The organism is Pseudomonas sp. M20, from assembly GCF_045037865.1.
GTDB lineage: Bacteria > Pseudomonadota > Gammaproteobacteria > Pseudomonadales > Pseudomonadaceae > Aquipseudomonas.
Map to the genome: position 1 here is coordinate 4,954,076 of NZ_CP173611.1, position 16,660 is coordinate 4,970,735.

Consider the following 16,660-nt stretch of genomic DNA (forward strand, 5'->3'; position numbering starts at 1 on the left):
AGGGCATGCAGAGTCGTTCCAGGCCGACATTCAAACCCATGCTGCGCGCCCTGCTACTGATGGGCCTGTCGATGGACGCCGCGTTGGCGGCGGTCGGCAACTGTTCGGCACTGGGGCGCATGCCGCCGGTGATCGAAATCGGCGAAGGCTTTCAACAGGACGTACAGTCGCCGGTAGCGATCACCCGTCTGGCGATTGGCGATCCGAAAATCGCCGACGTGCACGCCAACGGCAGTTCGTCCTTTCTGCTCACCGGCGTTGCGCCCGGGGCCACCAGCCTGATGGTCTGGACGTCGTGCTCAAGCGAGCCGCGCCAAAGCATGGTCTTTGTTCAGGGCGCCGCCACTGCCGCCATGACCGCCACCCTACCCTCGGATGACCCGAGCCTACCGTCGCAAGTGCAGACCGATATTCGCTTCGTCGAAGTCAGCCGGACCAAACTCAAAGAAGCCACCGCCTCACTGATCGGCACGCGCGGCAACTTTCTGTTTGGTTCGCCCGGCACCCTGCCACCGATTGATGGTGTGCCGCAGCCCCGCCTGCCGGTGGACAATTCGCTGTTCAACTTCTCGTGGGTCGGCGGCAAGACCATGGCGATCATCAATGCGCTGGAAACCAGCGGCTTCGCCTATACCCTCGCGCGGCCAAGTCTGGTGGCGCTGAACGGGCAGAGCGCAAGCTTTCTGGCCGGCGGTGAAATTCCGATTCCGGTGCCCAGTTCCGGTAGCGACAGCGTGTCGATCGAATACAAGGAGTTCGGTATCCGCCTGACCCTGACGCCAACCATCATCGGCCGCGATCGCATCGCGTTGAAGGTCGCCCCGGAAGTCAGCGAACTGGACTTCAGCAACGCCGTACAGATTGCCGGCACCACTGTGCCGGCCCTGACCATCCGCCGCACCGACACCAGCGTGTCACTCGGCGATGGCGAAAGCTTCGTCATCAGCGGCTTGATCAGCACCACCAACAGCTCACAAGTGAACAAGTTTCCCGGCCTCGGCGACATCCCGGTGCTCGGTGCGTTTTTCAAAGGCTCGCAGATCAAGCGCGAAGAACGCGAACTGCTGATGATCGTCACCCCGCATCTGGTCCAGCCACTGGCCGCCGATGCGCAACTGCCGTCGCTACCGGGTGAAAAACTGCGTAACTACGATCCGAATTTCTACCGCATGTTCTTCCTTGAAAACGGCAACTTCGACAAGCGCAGCGGGTTATCGCAATGAGCCAGAGCCTGAGCCAGACCTTTCTCGCCATCACCCGCAACAGCACCGATCTGGAGTGGCTGCAAGGCGCGCTCGCACCGTTGGGCCAAGTGGTCAGCGCCGGTGGCGGCAGCCTTGATGAACTGCTGGCGCTGGTGGACGTGACCTTTGCCAATCTGGTGTTCGTCGGCCTTGATCGCGAGCACGTGGTCGCCCAGAGCGCGTTGATCGAAGGCGCGCTGGAGGCCAAACCGATGCTGGCAATCGTGGCCCTTGGTGACGGCATGGACAATCAGTTGGTGCTCAACGCGATGCGCGCCGGCGCCCGGGATTTTGTCGCCTACGGTTCACGCTCCAGTGAAGTCGCCGGGCTGGTGCGGCGCTTGAGCAAACGCCTGCCGCCCGTGGCACCGAACACGCAACTGGGTGGCCTCACGGTGATGTATGGCGTGCAGAGCAGTTCCGACGGCGCACTGCTGGCCAATCACATGGCGTTGGTGGTGCAAAAAAGCGGTCAGCAAACCTTGTTGCTTGATCTCGGTTTGCCGCGCGGTGACAGCCTCGCCCTGCTCGGGCTTGAGAGTTCGTTTCACTTCGGCGATGCCTTGCGCCACTTGCGAAGGCTCGACGCCACGCTGATCGACAGCGCCTTCACCAGCGCCGAGGCCGGCCTGCGAATTCTCGCCTACGCCAGCAACGACGAGCCGCTGGAAAACACCAGCGCCGCCGAGCTGTACATGTTGCTCAGCGCCTTGCGCCAGCACTTCCAGCACATCGTCGTGAACCTCACCGGGCAGACCGACAGCGAAGCCTTGCGCACCTTTGTCAGCCACTGCGATAAGTTGCTCTGGTACACCGATCAGAACGTGCTCAACTGCCGACGCAACCTCGCCGTGCTCAATCTGTGGCGGGAAAAAGGCATGAAGCTCGACCACGGGCGTCTGCTGATCGACCGCTACCTGAGCAATGTCGCGCCCAACTCGGAAACCCTCGGCAAGACCTTCAATCTGGAAGTGATCGCCACACTGGCCCTCACCCCGGAAGTGCGCCTGAACGCGAAAAACCAGGGCGTGAGCCTGTTCGAACTGGCCCCGCGCGAAAAACTCACCCAGAGCCTGCGCGCTCTCGGCGAACGCCTGGCGAAACGTTCCGAAGGCCTGGCCAAGCCCAAAGTGACCTGGTTCGACCGCTTGCGAGGCACCTCATGAGCGCAGAAAAACTCTTCGGTGCGGCGCCCCGCAGTGGCGTCGGCAACAGCGATCACGAAGGCCTGAAACTGGTCCTGCATCGCTACATCATTGACGCCCTCGAAGAGTCCGGGAAAAACCTGCTGGAAGGTTCTCGCCAGCAGCTCGCGCAATTCGTCACCGACAAAGTCGCCGAATACATCGCCCGTTTGCACCTGGCGATTTCCCGCTACGAAATGGAACGGCTGGCCGAAGAGATCGTCGACGAACTCACCGGTTTCGGCCCGCTGGAAGTGTTGCTGCGCGATCAGTCGGTGACCGAGATTCTGGTCAACGGCCCGCACCGGGTGTTCATCGAACGCGACGGTGTACTGCACCAGAGTGACCTGCGGTTTATCGACGCGCATCACGTCGAACGCGTGATGCAGCGCATCCTCGCGCCGCTCGGTCGGCGCCTCGACGAGTCTTCGCCGATGGTCGATGCACGCCTGCCGGATGGCAGCCGGGTCAACGCAATCATTCCGCCGATCGCCCTCGACGGTCCATGCCTGTCGATCCGTAAATTTCGCAAGGACATGCTCAAGAGCAGCGACCTGATGGCGATGCAAACCATCGACCTGTCGATCTTCGAGTTTTTCCAGGACGCCGTAGGCAAGCGCTGCAACATCCTGATCAGCGGCGGCACGGGCACCGGCAAGACCACGCTGTTGAACATTCTCAGCCAGTTGATCAACCCGCACGAGCGTCTGGTGACCATCGAAGACGTCGCCGAATTGCAGCTCGGTCACCCGCACGTGGTGCGCCTGGAAACGCGGCCGCCGAATGCCGAAGGCCACGGTGAAGTGAAGGCCAGCGACCTGATTCGCAACGCCCTGCGGATGCGCCCTGACCGGATCATCCTCGGCGAGATTCGTGGCGTCGAAGTGGTCGACGTCCTCACCGCGATGAACACCGGTCACGACGGTTCGATGAGCACCGTGCACGCCAACAACGCCCAGGATGCGCTGTTGCGCTTGGAAACACTGGTCGGCCTGACCGGACGCTCCATCGCCGAACGCACCCTGCGCCAGATGATCTGCGCCGCCCTCGACGTGATCATCCAGTTGACGCGCATGCCTGACGGGCGCCGCTGCGTCAGTGAAGTCGTGGAGGTGGTCGGCATTCGCGAGGACGTTTACGTCACCAATACCTTGTTCCGCCTCGACCGCCGCAGCGGTTTCGGCTTCCTGCGCGAAGCCGTCAATCCGGCCGGCGACAAGCTGCGCCACGAGGCTCATCTGGGCTGACGGCAAGGAGCACCGAGCATGTTGGGACCGATCATTCTCATTGTTATCTGCCTGACGCTGCTGGGGCTGTCGATCCGTCTGTTCCTGCAAGGCCTGCGCAAGACCGCCACGGAAAAAGTCCTCAACCGACTCGCCGCGGGGCAGCCGCAACTGGCGCCGGAAAAACCTGTGTGGGTCGGGCTGGAGCGGATGTTTCTGCGTGCAGGACTGGGCCGCCCGACCGAGCGTTTCGGTCTGTGGCTAAGTCTGTGGGCGCTGGCGATGGCGCTGGGTTTTTTTCTCGCCGACTGGGTCGGGCTGCTGCTGATGATCGTCATACCGCCACTGCTGTTGCGGCTGTACATCGGCATTCTTTACCAGCGCCGGGTCAAACGGATGATCGAGCAACTGCCGCAGTTGCTTGACCACACCGTGCGCAGCCTGAAGTCCGGGCGCACCTTGAGCGACGCAGTCATGGGCGGCATTGAAGCCAGTGAAGATCCGCTGAAAAAAGCCATGGGCCGGGTCCAGCGCAACGTGCAACTAGGCGTGAACTTGCCGGACGCCGTCAGCGATTTCGCCGAACTGTATGAACAGGACGAACTGCGCATGTTCGCCCTCGGCCTCAAAGTCAATCATCGCTACGGCGGCAACGCCAGCGAGCTACTGGAAAACCTGATCAAACTGATCCGCGAACGCGACCAGGGCGCGCGGCAACTGCGTGCGCTCACCGGCGAAACGCGCATGACCGCGTGGGTGCTCGGCTCGTTACCGTTGCTGCTGGTGAGTTACTTCATGCTGACCAACCCCGGTTACATGCTCGGGATGTGGAACGACGCGAGCGGGCAGCACATGCTGATCAGCGCTGCCGTGTTGCAAGTGTTCGGAAGCCTGGCGCTGTGGCGCATGTTACGGAGCGTCTGACATGGTCTACCTCGCCGCTCTCATGTTGCTGCTCGGCGCCCTGCTACTCGTGGTCAATCACTTGCTCACCGAACGGCGCCGGGTGCGTCAGGTCAATCAGCGCTTGCAAGGGCATCTGGTGCGTGAAAACCGCTTCGGCAGTTGGCTGCGCGCACTGGGCGGCAGTAAGTTCGGACAACGCTCGGTGAGCATCGACAGCGAAACCCAGACTCTGCTCAACCGCATCGGCTGGCGCCGCTCTAGCGAACGGGCGCTGTACGCCGCCTGCCAGATCGGCACGCCGTTGCTGACGTTGGGTTTGGCGATTTTTCTGCAAGAGGTGTTTTTCCCGCAGGCTGACAACCGCTGGATCGTGCCGATGCTCGCCACCGGCGCCGGCTATCTGCTGCCCAAACGCTTGCTGGCCTACGCGGCGGCACGTCGGCAAAGAACCATCGCCGTGGAGGTGTCGACGTTCATTCCGCTGCTGCGCATCCTCTTCGAATCCGGCATGGCCGTCGAACAAGCGCTGCGCGTGCTCAGCATCGAAGCGCAAAAACTGCTGCCGGAACTGACCAGCGAACTGCGCCTGATCCTGACCCGTGTCGACTCTGGCCTGGAACTCGGCCAAGAGTTAAACAAAACCGCAGTAATGCTCGCCGTCGACGAATTCACTGACACCTGCGTGATCCTCCAGCAACTGATTCAACAGGGCGGTGGCGCGATGAAATCGCTGCTGGCGCTCAAGCAATTGCTGGATGACCGCCGCCTGACGCGCTTGCAGGAATACATCTCGAAAATGTCGGCGAAGATGTCGGTGGTGATGATGCTGTTTCTGTTTCCCGCACTGCTGATCGTCCTCGCCGGCCCGGGCTTCACCGCCATTGCCCGGGCGTTTGCAAACTGACCTTGCTCATGGAGAGCGTTTGATGAAAGTACTGATAGTCATGGCAAGTCTGTTGCTGCTCGGCGGTTGCGCCACCGACGGCCAGGCACCTTGGACGGCACTGCTGTCACCGAGCAGTTGCAGCAAAATGACCCAGGAGCAGGAGCTGGCCCTGAACCTCGCAGACGACCTGGCCAACGACGGCAAACTGCATGCCAGCCTCGCCAACCTGCAAAGCCTGCCGGACAACATCAGCGAAGTGCGCCTGCGCAAAGCCAAGGTCTATCGCCTGCTCGGCCGCAGCGAAGCCGAGCCGCTGTACCGCAGCCTGCTCGGCGGCTGCCTGACCGCCGAAGCCGAACACGGCCTCGGCCAGCTCTACGCCGCTCGCGGCGACAACGGCCAGGCCCAGGCCCACCTGCAACGCGCCGCCCGACTGGCCCCCACCGACGAAAAAATCCGCAACGACCTCGGCGTGGTCTACCTCAACCAGCTGCGCCTGAACGACGCACGTTTCGAGTTTCTCACCGCCATCGAACTCAAGCAGAACAACCAACTGGCAACACTGAACATGGTCACCCTGCTGCTGTACCAGAACGACTGGCCACAAGCCGCCGAAATCGTCAGCCGCGCGAAACTGACCCCGCAACAATTCACCGAAGCCCAGCAACGCGCAGAAAAACTCAAAGCCCCGATCAAGACCAAACCGGCCACCAGCAACCAAGTGGCCGCCGTCGTCGACCCGTTGCCGTCACCGATCAAATAAGGAGACAGCCATGCATCCCTTTAAAGGCCTGTGCTACCTGACCCTGCTCAGCCTGCCCCTCAGCGCCGCCGCCATCGACGCCGGCCCCGCCTCGGCGCAACAACAGGAAACCGAAGGCTGGCTGGTCCTGCAAAGCCGCAACAAAGCCGCCTCGCCCAAACCACAAACGGCGACCGCAACCGAACGGGATCTAGCGATGCAGCGCTGGTTGAAGAAGTACAAATATGAGATTCCGGATTTTTATGATCCCGATGCGGGTGGCAAGATCGAGAGCAAGAATTGAGTTTGAGGCTGACTGCTCCACCGCTTTCGCGAGCAAGCTCGCTCCCACATTTTGAAATGCATTTCACCTGTGGGAGCCAGCCTGCTGGCGATGAACGATGACGCGGTGTTTCAGCCAGTTCAGGTCTGCGCATCCACCCGATCCAATGCCCGGTTTACCGCCAGTTCGGCGAGCATGATGATCTGCTGAATCGCCAGCGCGGTATTGCGCTCAGGCCGACCAAGCTGATCGGCAAAGTTACCGGCCAGCGTGTTGGCCGAGGCCAGGGATTCGCAGGCGTGGGCGAGCAGGCTTTCGGTATCGATTTTCGGGTGGATGAGGAACATCGTGCTGGGCTGGCGGGGTTTTGCAGGTTCTGGGCAGAGGTAGAAGTCCAGAGCGCGCTTGATGGCTTCGCGGTTTTTGGCGAGGTTGTCGACGCGGATGGCTTCTTCGAGTGGGGTGGTGGGTTCGGTGGGTGGGTCGGGGATCAGTTTGTCCATTGAAACAACTCCAAAGTCTTTGCCGCCACCTACTGCCATTCTCACGGGGCAAAAGGTGGCAGCTGTATGCGGGGTGAGAATACCGGTTATGGACACCCGGCCAGACCGAAGTCTGCCCGCACACAGCCGCCATGACATATTGCAGACAGCAGACAAGCTGGCGGCGATTATGCGTGCACAAGGACTGGATGACCATAAATTGCCGGGTTCTCACACCCGATCGCTGAGTGTTCAGCGACAGCCAGAGACTAGAGAGCTCACGTCCGACGGACAACCTGAAAACAGTGTGGGAAGGTTCCGGTTATCTGGCACACATTTAAACAGCCAAAAGCCAACCCTCACCCTAGCCCTCTCCCGGAGGGAGAGGGGACTGACCGGGGTGTTTGGTAGAGGTACGCCGACGTGAAATACCGCGTCGAACTCAGATTATGAAATAGATCAAAAGCCCCTCACCCTAACCCTCTCCCAGAGGGAGAGGGGACTGAACGAGGTGTTTGGAAAAGGTACGCCGACGTGAAATACCGCGTCGAACTCAGATTATGAAATAGATCAAAAGCCCCTCACCCTAACCCTCTCCCAGAGGGAGAGGGGACTGACCGTGGTGTTTGGGAGAGCTACGCCGACGTGAAATATCGAGTCGAATTCAGATTTTGAACCAGATCAAAAGCCCCTCACCCGCTCCTAACCACTCAACAGGATGAGCGTTAGCTCGGCTGCAGCTTTTGATCTGTTGGCCCCTTCGGCAGGCTGAGTGGAGGGATTTATCCGGGGGTGGGAGCGCAGCGACCGTTTGGCGAAGCCAAACACATCGAGAGGAGGTGCAGCGAAGCAAGCCGTAGGCGATGCCCCCGGATAGATCCCGGAACGAAGGAACCCCGAGCCCCAGCGAGGGGCCGAACGCCGGGGCCCAGCCTTTTGGTTACTTTTTGGCGTCTGAAAAAGTGACCCGCCGTAAGGGCGGAACCGCCAGCCGCAACACCCAAAAAAACGGATATACACACCAAACCCCAAGAACCTGGTCGGCCCAAAGGCCGCCAAGTCAATGCGCCGTAACCCGCTGCCGCGCAGCCGAAGCACTCGGCGAAAGAGCCAAAGCCAACTGCGTCCGATTATGCATATGCGTCAACCGCAACACCTGCGAAACATAAAGCTTCACCGTGTTCTCGGTAATCCCCAACTCACAGGCAATCTGATAATTGGTCTGCCCCTTACCGACCAACCGCGCCACATCCAACTGCCGCGGCGACAACTGATTGAAAATCGCCGGCATCTCCTGCGCCTCAACCTCGGCGGGCTCACCACCCAACCCATCGCGAACCACCGACGAAGGACTGCGCCGCACCTTGTCCAGATCCTGATAAAGGTCATCAATCGACTCAGACAAATACTGCAACTTCTGATTCAAATGCCCCAGTTGCAGATTCTTCTGCCGCTCCTGCAGAGCCACCTCCTGTCGCCGCACACCTTCGAGCAATTCATCCAGATCAATCGGTTTCTGATAATAATCGGCAATCCCGGCACGCAACGCCTTGATCACGTCCTGCTTGTCGGCACGCCCAGTCAGCATGATCGCCTCGAACGCCCGATGCTTGCCCGCCAGCCGCTGCAATTCCTGAATCAACTGAATGCCATCCATGTCCGGCATGTGCAGATCACTCAGCACCAGACCGATCTCCGCGTCCTCACTGAAACGCTCGATCGCCTGCGCACTGGACTCACACGGCACACAGCGATAACCGCTACTTTCAAGAAACTCGCACAACTCCTCCACAATCAACGGCTGATCGTCGACCACGAGGACTTTTACCGCAGACGTAAGCTTGTTCACGTGCTACTCCATGTCCCAGGCCAAAGCTGACCATTCCTGTACTGCCAGCCTTTGGCTGTATAACCAGTTCCTTTGAAAGTAGACGTACTTTCCGACTATGTACATAGAACTAATGGCGCTTGGCGACTAATGGATCCAAAGTACAACGAGCACAGCACCGACCAGCACGAACGGAGCAAATGGCAGCTTTTTTGACATGTCGGGAGCCAGATATCGCAGACGTTCTCTAAGCCCTTGACTCATATGGAGCCAGACTCTTGGCGCCAGCAGCAGCCAGATCACGCTGCCGAGCCCCGCGCCAATAAACACGCCGAGAATGAACAGACCGTCCGTCGCAAGGCCAAGAGCTGTCATTAATTTCACATCGCCGGCGCCCATCCGGCCCATGAAAAACCCCGGCAGGGTCAGCCCCAGTGCGATCAGGCAGGCCCAGCCGCCCTGCCCTGCGTCAGCGCCCAGCCAAGTGCTGCCCGTCCACAGCAGCCAGATCAGCGCCAGCGCCGCCGCGCCAAGGGTCAGCCCATTGGCAATGCGCCGCTGGCGAGCATCTTGCGCAGCGCACAGCCCCAACCAGATCAGGAGGATAAAACTGTACATCGGGTAAAAACCGTCCATTTTTGCGGAATGATTCTATGCTGATACTACGCAGTGACAGTCAGGGTAGACGCACTCATGAAAACCGGCTTTCGGAAGTCGCAAAAAGGTGCGGTGGCGATTGAGTTCGCCTTGGTGTTCATCATTTTTTTCGCCGTGTTTTACGGTCTGGTCAGTTACAGCCTGCCCTTGGTGATGATGCAATCGTTCAACCAGGCCACCTCCGAAGCGGTACGCCGCAGTGTCGCGGTCGATCCCAACACGCCCAACTATTCAACGGTGGTGCTCAACACCGCGAACGCTACGCTGACCCAGCAATTGTCCTGGATTCCGCCGGTCTTCAACCTGGTGGTCGGCGTTGATACCAGCAGCCAATACAGCGCTTCAGGCCTGCTGACGGTGCGAGTGGATTATCCGGTCAGCAAGTTGAATCAGGTCATGCCGTTTCTGGTGCTTCCGGTCGTTGGCCCAGTGCCCAACCTGCCCACCTACCTGACCGCCAAATCGAGTCTGCAATTTTGACGTCGGGGGACAAGCTCTTCGGGCGCTTGCTCAAACGCACACCGCCCGCCACCCACGAGTTGCCCGACCCACTCGGCTCACCCGCGACAGGCTTGCACCTGTACTTGAACGATGACGGTGACGTGCTGCAAATCGCCGGCCCGCTGCGGCATCTGCTGGCGCAGTTCAAACCTCAAGATCAACCCCTGCCACTCAGCACTTATCTGCTGCCCCACAGCACGTTGACCATCGAAGGTCGGCCGAGGGAGTGGCAGGGGCTCTTGCTGGATCTCGACTTCTTCGGTCTGGGTGAGCAAACCGTGCACCTGCGGGGCTGGGTACAGCCGCTGGGCGAAGGCTGGCTGATGCATCTGATCGACATCGCTGACTTGCTGCTCGAATGCCAACAATCGCGTCAGCGTGATGCCTGCCAATTGATTGCCGGGCAGGTCAGCGAACAGTTACGCGCTTGCAGCCAAGTGCGTTTGCCGGTGATCGTAAGCGAACAATTGCAAATGATCGCCCAGCGCTGGCATATCCCCTGTCTGGCGCTGGCCTTGCTTGATGATGAACAACAGGGGTGGCAAATCCATCGCCAGTATCGCGCCCACGATGCACCGACCCTGTGGCATGACGGCCAGCGCCTGGGCACGCCGCTGGACAGCCTGAACGGCGCCGCGCCGCAACGCGTCGGCGCACAGCATGGCCTCGATGAACATTCGCGGGTGCAGGCTTTGTTCGGCAGTGCCGAAGGTTTCGCAGTGCCGTACAGCGATGAGCGCGGTGTGGTGGCTTGGCTGCTCTGCGGTTTTTATCCCGTGGACAGCGCCGCGCCATACCTCACCGAGCGCGACTGGATAACGCTGGTCGGCGCACTGGCCGGACCGTTGCTCGGACGCCTGCGCGAACAACAACATCACCTGCAACTGGAACGTATCGAGTCGCTGCAAACCCTGCTGGGCACCGGTTGGTGGGAGATTTTGGCAGGCGACGCCCACATTCAACTGGCCCCCGCGCTGGCGGCGGCCCTGAACGTGAACTCTGGCGGATTAGCGCTGGAAGACTGGCTGGCGCAAATCCATCCCGCCGACCGCGACGAGTTGCGCAGCCGTCTGCAAGCCTTGCAACAACACGGTGAAGCCCTGACGTTATCGGTGCGCCTGCGCGGCGTTAATAACGAACAGGCGCCCACGTGGTATCGCGTGCAGGGCCAAGTGATTGGCAATGGCGAGTACCGCCGGTTGGTCGGTTTCATGCTCGATATCAGCGACATCCAGAACCAGCAACAACGGGCCGCCGCCGCACATGCACGGCTGGACAACCTGATCGCCAGTTCGCCGGCGGTGATTTACGTCCAGCACTACCAAGAAGGCGCGCTGATCCCGGCGTTCTTCAGTGCCAGTCTGCAACCCTTGCTGGGCTGGAGCCTTGAGGACTGCGGCGACGGCGCACTGGTCGAGATGATCCATCCCGAAGATCGCGACCTTTATTTCGCCCGCTGCCGTCAGCTGTTACGCGAAGGTTCGGTACGCGCGCGTTATCGCCTGCGCGACCGTCACGGTGAATATCACTGGCTGCTCGATGAAGCCAGGTTGCTGCGCAATGACCTCGGCCTGCCGGTGGAAGCGGTCGGTTTGTGGCTGGACGTCACCGAAGCGACCCTGGCGGCCGAGCAGGTGAAAAAGAGTGAAGAGCGCTACCGGATTCTGGTGGAGGACTCGCCGGCAATGATCTGTCGCTACCGCCCGGACCTGATTCTGACTTTCGGCAACCGGCCGTTGGCGACGTACCTGGAATGCACACCGGAGCAACTGCCGGGGGTCGATCTGGGCAGTTGGATGTCCGAAGAACAACGCGCCGCATTCGTCCTGCGCCTCGCTTCACTGACCACAGATGAACCGGTAAGCACCGCAGAAATCAGCCTGCAACTGCCCGGCCGCGAACACGCCTGGTGGGTCTGGTCCGATCGCGGCGTGTTCGATGAACACGGCCAATTGATCGAAGTGCAAGCAGTGGGCCGCGACAACACCGAAGTGCGCCGCTCGCAGCAACAACTCACGCAAAGCGCGAAAATGGCCACCCTCGGCGAAATGGCCACCGGCCTTGCCCATGAAATCAATCAGCCGCTGAACGTGATGCGCATGGCCATCGTCAACGTGCTCAAGCGTCTGGGCAACGGCGATGTGCAGGTCGACTACCTGACCGACAAACTCAACCGCATTGATGCGCAGGTGCAGCGTGCGGCGAAAGTGGTCGATCACATGCGGGTATTCGGCCGGCGTTCGGAAATTGAGCAGCAACTGTTCAACCCCGCCTCGGCCATCGAAGGCACGCTGTCGCTGCTGGCCGAAGGCATGCGCGGTAAAGGCGTGGATTTGCACATCAGCGAGACAGGGTTCGAGGTGCAAGTGCGTGGCTACGTCGATCAGCTTGAGCAGGTTCTGATCAACCTGATGGTCAATGCGCGCGACGCGTTGTTGAGCAAACGCGAGAAGGACTCGAGCTTCAAACCGTGGATTGCGATCTACGCCGAGCGCGATGAACAGAACGTGCGGTTGTGGGTCGAGGACAACGGCGGCGGCATTGATCCGCGTCTGCTGGAGCGGATCTTCGAGCCGTTCTTCACCACCAAACCGATCGGCGTCGGCACCGGGCTAGGGTTGTCGGTGAGCTACGGTATCATCGACAACATGGGCGGCCAGTTGAGCGTGCGCAATTCGGCGGAGGGCGCGCGGTTCTGCATCGAGTTGCCGGTTGCCGTGGACGCCTAGATCACCAGATAGGCCTTGCCGGTCTGGCCGCAGGTCATATTGGCACCGACGTCGACGTCCATCAGATTGATGCCCAGACCTTTGAGCAGGTTGTTCAGCAGCGGGTCGAGCAACGGACTAAGTGCACCGGTCACCACGGGCAACAATCGGTTGGTGACATCGCTGATCAACGAGGCAACGCCGGTAACGATGGCACCCAACGGGTTGCTGCCCTGCGGTTTGTAGACGATCAGGTTGATGCCCGCGAGGGTGCTCGACAGGCTGCCGACGATGTTGCTGGTTGGCGCGGCCGGCAAGATGCTCGGCGGCAGTTTGAGGTTGGCCGGGGTGGCGAACGGCGTGCTGCTGGTGAACACCAGGTCTTGCGAAGTTTGCCCGACACTGGTGTCGAGCATGATGCCGATGCCTCCCGCGCCGAAAGGAACATGGGTGGCAGGATCACAGGTGCCGAGCAGCAGGATTTTGTGACAGGTGACGATCCCCAGATCGATCAGCGCCAAAGGCGCCACCGTGGGTTCGGCCGCTGAAGAAAAGGCATTGGCCGGATCGATCTTGCCGAGTTTCAAGTCAGCGATGGACGTAATGGTATGCGCAGTCAGGCTCTTGGTGCCGGTGGTGCCCGTCGGACAGCTGTAATCGGTGACATAACTCTTGGCGCCGCCGGCATCCAGACTGATGTCGATTTGCGGTGATGGCAGCAATTGTGGATCAAGTTGCTCGCAACCCGCGCCCAACAGGCACAGGACCGAATTGAGCGTACTGACCAGATTCAGACTCAGTAGTGCATTGAGGGTCGGGGTCAATCCACCGACCAGCCCCAGCACGGCATTGGTCAGCCCCGTCACCCCGGACAGTACCGGCAGATTCACGGAGACCAGCGTGCGAACCTGCGCCGTACGCACATAAATCCGGTCCGCCCCGGTCGGATTGACCTTGGCCCGCGCCGGATCGCCAATCGCGGAAAACTGCGGCGGTTCGATCACTTTCACCCGCACCGTGACATTCGCCAGCCCGAGCACACTGATCGGCAACGTCGCCGCCACCGCACTCTTGCTGTTGGCCAGTTGCACCACGCCCTGAATCAGCTGCAGCAGTTGCAGATTGGCGTCCAATCCTGCCGATGTAGTGCCGGTCTGCAATTGCAGGATGTCGCCCAGTTTGACCGGCGCCGCGTTGATCGCCGCCACCTGCAATTGGCCCAGCGCAGTGGTCACCTGCGCGGTCGCGCCATTGAGTTGCACCACGGTCGCCGCCGCCTGGATCAGTTGCGTCACCGTGGCCTGAGTGTTGAGCAACTGCGTGTAATTGCCCGCCGCGACGTTGAGATTGATCGCCAGTTGATCAAGGTATTTGAGCAGGTTGATGTCGGTGTTCAGCAGGCCATCCCAGCCCAGTGCCGTGAGGTTGACGTTGCCGCCGAGCAGCCCGGAAAACAGCGGATTGAGGATGTTCGACTGGGCCGTATCGATGCTGGCCAGGGTGCTGCGAATATTCAGTTGGGCCACCGTCGGCTGCGGTTTGGCGGCCACCGCCGAGGCATTGAGCGTGGTATTGAGACTGACCGGTGTACCGCTGAACAAGGCCTGTATACCACCGGCAAAACTGGTGGTCAGCGTGCGACTGGCGACGACTTTGACCGCTGCTGCTTGCGTGGCATCTACCGCGAACGTGCGCAGGCCGGTGGCGGCCGTCACCAAGGTGCCGCACGTGGTGGCTAGGGTATTGCTGGCATCGACGATGTAGCCATTGCGCACGGCGCTTTGCCCGGCATAACTGGCGGCGCTCAGGCCCGGCAGGCAATTACCGCCACGGCTGACGGCTTCGAGGGCGGCGTTGTCCACCACCCGCTGCAATTTGCGTTGTTCCATGTACAAGCGGCCGGTGTCGACCACCAACAGCAGCATCACCACCGCCAGACTGAGGGTGGCCGCAGCCATCAAGCCAATCGCCCCGCGCTGGCGGGCCGGGCCGTTGAATCGCGAACGAGGCGACATGGCGCACTCCTTTGCCGCTAGCTCCATTGGTGCAATTGAGTGTAGACACGCCTAATGGCAACGCGCCATTTTGAACAGACAAACATCCCTGTGGGAGATTCTATGGTTCATGCCTAGCCCCTAAACGGCTTTAGGTGAGTATTCGCTCTGGTTTTTCAACAGAGCAAATACCACCCGCGCAAGCTTGCGGGCTAGTGCAACCAGTGCTTGGGTAGTGCTCAGTCCGCGCTCTCTCAAAGCCTCATAAAATCCTTTCCACGCCGAGGTTCGGCTCGCCGCCATTGCAGCGTTGTGCAGCAACCGACGCGCCTCTGAGTCGCCTCGTTTGGTCAGGCAGCGACGGCCTTTCTTTTTGCCTGAATCAGATATGCGCAGATCCAGGCCTAGAAAGGCGATGAAAGCGTCGGCATTCTTGAAGTCCCCACGCTGAAAGGATGCGAGCAAGCGGGCACCGGTCAACGTACCGATGCCTTCTACCTTCATGCAACGCTTGAGCTGAGCACCTAAATCGGCTTCGTCTATCTGCGTCAGGATCGTTTTCTCCAGCAGGATTTCCAGTCTTTGCATGGCGTTTATCTGATTTTTGAAAGCGGTTTTGAGCAACGGCTCATTCTCCCAGCTCTGCTTGAGGCTGACACGAGCCTGGACCAGAGCCGCACGGCGCCGGAAAAGACTGATGAGCCGGCAATACAAGGGCGACGGCGGTGTCCAAGGGCGTAAGTGGTCCCCTTCGTTTGTGAGATAACGGGCCAGTAATCGGGCATCCAGCGCATCAGTCTTCGCGCGAACGTTCACGCCTTTGCGGTAATGGCTGAGCTCATAACCGCCAACCATATAGATCACGCACCCATCGGCATGCGCCAGATCAGCAAATTCCTGGTGATAGATATTGGTGGCTTCGATGGCGATTGCCACTGGCTTGGCTACAGTTTTGAGCCATTTTTTGATTGCTGCTTTGGTGTTAGAGATTGTCTCGAGCTGATCTGATTCGGCGCAATAAATCACCAGTTCATCCTTGGCGACATCAACCCCGATGATCGACTGAGTAGTAGCGACGGGCATTGCCATGAGAAATCCTCCGGGCTAAGGTTTGAACACTTGAAGGGTTCACCCAGAGGCGCAGGCTTGTTCCTATCGTCGGTCTAGGCCAGATGCATTCTTTATCGGCGCTTGGGTGAAAGGAGGAGGGTGAAATCTCCCACGGTCTGTACTGCGCTAACAGTCAGAATCGAGCCTTGTCCCTCCTCCTCCCTTCAAGTCCTACCATACAAGCGAGCCTGCTCGCGAAGGCGTCGTGTCAGATAAATAACAGTTGAATGACACCCTGCTTTCGCGAGCAGGCTCGCTCCCACATTAGAATTTAGGGTGGAACAAAAAAATCGGAGCTCAACAGCTCCGACTTTTTAACGGATTCAGCGCGGTGGATAGTTGGCCAGAATCCGCCCGACCGTCTCGCGGATGGCATTGCTGCGATCATCGGGATTCGGCTTGCCGGACAGCATCTGCTCATCACTGCCGCGCCATACCAGTTTGCCATCCTTGCCGTCGAGCAGGTCGATCTGGATGGTCGCCACCTTGTAGGTGATGTTGCGCGTTTCGTTGTACATCGGCGCGCCCCAGTAGCCGTTCCACGGGCCGCCCCAGCCGCCGCCGTAGTTGGTCGTCACTTGCTGCTGACGATCCTCGACGATCAGGTAAGTCTGCACATACAAGTCACCCTTGGCACCCGCCGCCGCTGGACGCAAACCGCGCTGGTCGAGCTGATCGGCCACAGCCTGGCGAATGCGTTGCTCGGTCAGGTCGCTTTTGATCCGCGGATCATCGGGGCGGTATTGCAGGGCGGGGTCTTTCCAGCTCCAGCTGCGATAGGCGGCAAAGTCGCGGCTGGCATCGAAGTCATGGTTGACCTGGTTGGCGGCGCAGGCGCTGAGCAGCACGGCCATGGCCAGTAAAGCGAGACGGCGGAACATGGGTTTTCTCCGGTTGAAGACATGAACC

15 protein-coding genes are annotated in these 16,660 nt (G+C 60.1%); 9 read left to right on the plus strand and 6 right to left on the minus strand.

Annotated features, from left to right (window positions below):
* Positions 1-5 precede the first annotated feature (5 nt).
* The 7 genes from ACI514_RS22040 to ACI514_RS22070 are packed head-to-tail and all read left to right on the plus strand — an operon-like array spanning position 6 to position 6,492.
* Positions 6-1,223 (plus strand): type II and III secretion system protein family protein, encoded by a 1,218-nt coding sequence (locus ACI514_RS22040; RefSeq protein ID WP_095121996.1) that lies wholly within the window; start codon positions 6-8, stop codon positions 1,221-1,223.
* On the plus strand, positions 1,220-2,410 hold the full coding sequence (locus ACI514_RS22045) for a pilus assembly protein (protein WP_160055516.1): 1,191 nt from the start codon (positions 1,220-1,222) through the stop codon (positions 2,408-2,410). Before ACI514_RS22040 ends, ACI514_RS22045 begins: the two co-directional genes overlap by 4 nt.
* Complete coding sequence (locus ACI514_RS22050) at positions 2,407-3,675, plus strand: CpaF family protein (RefSeq protein ID WP_160055514.1); 1,269 nt, start codon at positions 2,407-2,409, stop codon at positions 3,673-3,675. Before ACI514_RS22045 ends, ACI514_RS22050 begins: the two co-directional genes overlap by 4 nt.
* An 18-nt stretch (positions 3,676-3,693) precedes the next feature.
* Complete coding sequence (locus tag ACI514_RS22055) at positions 3,694-4,578, plus strand: type II secretion system F family protein (protein ID WP_160055512.1); 885 nt, start codon at positions 3,694-3,696, stop codon at positions 4,576-4,578.
* Between the two features lies 1 nt (position 4,579).
* Positions 4,580-5,464, plus strand: a complete 885-nt coding sequence (locus tag ACI514_RS22060) for a type II secretion system F family protein (protein ID WP_160055510.1) — start codon at positions 4,580-4,582, stop codon at positions 5,462-5,464.
* Positions 5,465-5,486: 22 nt separating this feature from the next.
* On the plus strand, positions 5,487-6,209 hold the full coding sequence (locus ACI514_RS22065) for a hypothetical protein (RefSeq protein ID WP_405122381.1): 723 nt from the start codon (positions 5,487-5,489) through the stop codon (positions 6,207-6,209).
* 10 nt (positions 6,210-6,219) lie between these two features.
* Complete coding sequence (locus tag ACI514_RS22070) at positions 6,220-6,492, plus strand: DUF3613 domain-containing protein (RefSeq protein ID WP_034154790.1); 273 nt, start codon at positions 6,220-6,222, stop codon at positions 6,490-6,492.
* A 119-nt stretch (positions 6,493-6,611) separates the two neighbouring features.
* Here ACI514_RS22070 and ACI514_RS22075 read toward each other — a convergent pair whose 3' ends face one another.
* The 3 genes from ACI514_RS22075 to ACI514_RS22085 all read right to left on the minus strand — a co-directional run bounded on the left by ACI514_RS22075 (position 6,612) and on the right by ACI514_RS22085 (position 9,399).
* A complete protein-coding gene (locus tag ACI514_RS22075; protein WP_405122382.1) occupies positions 6,612-6,974 on the minus strand; it encodes a DUF6124 family protein in 363 nt (120 codons plus the stop codon).
* A gap of 1,039 nt (positions 6,975-8,013) precedes the next feature.
* The gene (locus tag ACI514_RS22080) at positions 8,014-8,802 is read right to left on the minus strand and encodes a response regulator transcription factor (RefSeq protein ID WP_160055504.1); all 789 of its coding nucleotides are present in this window, start codon (positions 8,800-8,802) and stop codon (positions 8,014-8,016) included.
* A 126-nt stretch (positions 8,803-8,928) separates the two neighbouring features.
* On the minus strand, positions 8,929-9,399 hold the full coding sequence (locus tag ACI514_RS22085) for a prepilin peptidase (RefSeq protein ID WP_405122383.1): 471 nt from the start codon (positions 9,397-9,399) through the stop codon (positions 8,929-8,931).
* 75 nt (positions 9,400-9,474) lie between these two features.
* On the opposite strand from ACI514_RS22085, the gene ACI514_RS22090 reads away from it, so the two are divergent.
* Together ACI514_RS22090 and ACI514_RS22095 are read left to right on the plus strand one after the other, a co-directional pair.
* The gene (locus ACI514_RS22090) at positions 9,475-9,918 is read left to right on the plus strand and encodes a TadE/TadG family type IV pilus assembly protein (protein WP_160055502.1); all 444 of its coding nucleotides are present in this window, start codon (positions 9,475-9,477) and stop codon (positions 9,916-9,918) included.
* Positions 9,915-12,668 (plus strand): PAS domain-containing protein, encoded by a 2,754-nt coding sequence (locus ACI514_RS22095; protein WP_405122384.1) that lies wholly within the window; start codon positions 9,915-9,917, stop codon positions 12,666-12,668. The genes ACI514_RS22090 and ACI514_RS22095 overlap by 4 nt, the downstream gene beginning before the upstream one ends.
* On the opposite strand, the gene ACI514_RS22100 is transcribed toward ACI514_RS22095, so the two are convergent.
* The 3 genes from ACI514_RS22100 to ACI514_RS22110 form a co-directional block, all read right to left on the minus strand.
* Entirely contained in the window at positions 12,665-14,662 is a 1,998-nt protein-coding gene (locus tag ACI514_RS22100) for a pilus assembly protein TadG-related protein (protein WP_160055498.1), read from the minus strand. The genes ACI514_RS22095 and ACI514_RS22100 overlap by 4 nt on opposite strands.
* Positions 14,663-14,782: 120 nt before the next feature.
* The gene (locus tag ACI514_RS22105; RefSeq protein WP_405122385.1) at positions 14,783-15,730 is read right to left on the minus strand and encodes an IS110 family transposase; all 948 of its coding nucleotides are present in this window, start codon (positions 15,728-15,730) and stop codon (positions 14,783-14,785) included.
* A gap of 344 nt (positions 15,731-16,074) precedes the next feature.
* Positions 16,075-16,632: a DUF4136 domain-containing protein gene (locus ACI514_RS22110; protein ID WP_160055496.1), complete on the minus strand. Its 558-nt coding sequence runs from the start codon at positions 16,630-16,632 to the stop codon at positions 16,075-16,077.
* Positions 16,633-16,660: the final 28 nt, after the last annotated feature.

Bases quoted from the DNA above. Each gene is read 5' to 3' on its own strand.
- ACI514_RS22040 (WP_095121996.1), top strand. From the start codon at position 6: ATGCAGAGTCGTTCCAGGCCGACATTCAAACCCATGCTGCGCGCCCTG.
- ACI514_RS22045 (WP_160055516.1), top strand. From the start codon at position 1,220: ATGAGCCAGAGCCTGAGCCAGACCTTTCTCGCCATCACCCGCAACAGC.
- ACI514_RS22050 (WP_160055514.1), top strand. From the start codon at position 2,407: ATGAGCGCAGAAAAACTCTTCGGTGCGGCGCCCCGCAGTGGCGTCGGC.
- ACI514_RS22055 (WP_160055512.1), top strand. From the start codon at position 3,694: ATGTTGGGACCGATCATTCTCATTGTTATCTGCCTGACGCTGCTGGGG.
- ACI514_RS22060 (WP_160055510.1), top strand. From the start codon at position 4,580: ATGGTCTACCTCGCCGCTCTCATGTTGCTGCTCGGCGCCCTGCTACTC.
- ACI514_RS22065 (WP_405122381.1), top strand. From the start codon at position 5,487: ATGAAAGTACTGATAGTCATGGCAAGTCTGTTGCTGCTCGGCGGTTGC.
- ACI514_RS22070 (WP_034154790.1), top strand. From the start codon at position 6,220: ATGCATCCCTTTAAAGGCCTGTGCTACCTGACCCTGCTCAGCCTGCCC.
- ACI514_RS22075 (WP_405122382.1), bottom strand. From the start codon at position 6,974: ATGGACAAACTGATCCCCGACCCACCCACCGAACCCACCACCCCACTC.
- ACI514_RS22085 (WP_405122383.1), bottom strand. From the start codon at position 9,399: ATGTACAGTTTTATCCTCCTGATCTGGTTGGGGCTGTGCGCTGCGCAA.
- ACI514_RS22090 (WP_160055502.1), top strand. From the start codon at position 9,475: ATGAAAACCGGCTTTCGGAAGTCGCAAAAAGGTGCGGTGGCGATTGAG.
- ACI514_RS22100 (WP_160055498.1), bottom strand. From the start codon at position 14,662: ATGTCGCCTCGTTCGCGATTCAACGGCCCGGCCCGCCAGCGCGGGGCG.
- ACI514_RS22105 (WP_405122385.1), bottom strand. From the start codon at position 15,730: ATGGCAATGCCCGTCGCTACTACTCAGTCGATCATCGGGGTTGATGTC.
- ACI514_RS22110 (WP_160055496.1), bottom strand. From the start codon at position 16,632: ATGTTCCGCCGTCTCGCTTTACTGGCCATGGCCGTGCTGCTCAGCGCC.